Origin of the sequence: Mesorhizobium sp. (assembly GCF_004962925.1) — a bacterium.
Taxonomy (GTDB): Bacteria; Pseudomonadota; Alphaproteobacteria; order Rhizobiales; family Rhizobiaceae; genus Mesorhizobium.
The window spans coordinates 230-615 of the sequence record NZ_SUEO01000426.1 but is presented as its reverse complement, the minus strand read 5'-3'; the positions used below and the strand labels follow the sequence as shown (position 1 = coordinate 615).

1 protein-coding gene is annotated in these 386 nt (G+C 64.5%); it reads left to right on the top strand.

Going from position 1 to position 386, the window contains the following annotated elements:
• Positions 1-386 (top strand): NAD(P)-dependent oxidoreductase (locus E5W87_RS35540; RefSeq protein WP_292408655.1); only part of this gene is annotated, 386 nt, incomplete at both ends.

The window sequence follows — 386 nt, the reverse complement described above, 5'->3', positions numbered from 1 at the left end:
CTACATTGTCGGCCAGCCGCCGATAGCACCGGAGACGCTCGACAAGATGCAAACGCTGCGCTGCGTGTTCAATGTCGAGAGCAACCTCATCAACAACATGCCGTATGAGACGCTGTTTGCACGCGGCATCCATGTCGTTACCACGGGCCTGGTGTTCGCCGAGCCGGTGGCCGAGCTCGGCGTCGCCATGGCGCTCAACCTCGCCCGCGACATCGTCGACGCCGATCTCGCCTTCCGGCAAGGCAAGGAACTGTGGGGCGGCGACGGCAACCGGACGGCGCGGCTTCTCTCCGGCGCGGATGTCGGCATCATCGGCTTCGGCGATCTCGGTCGCGCACTCAACCGGCTGCTGTCAGGCTTTCGCACGCGGACCAGGGTATTCGATC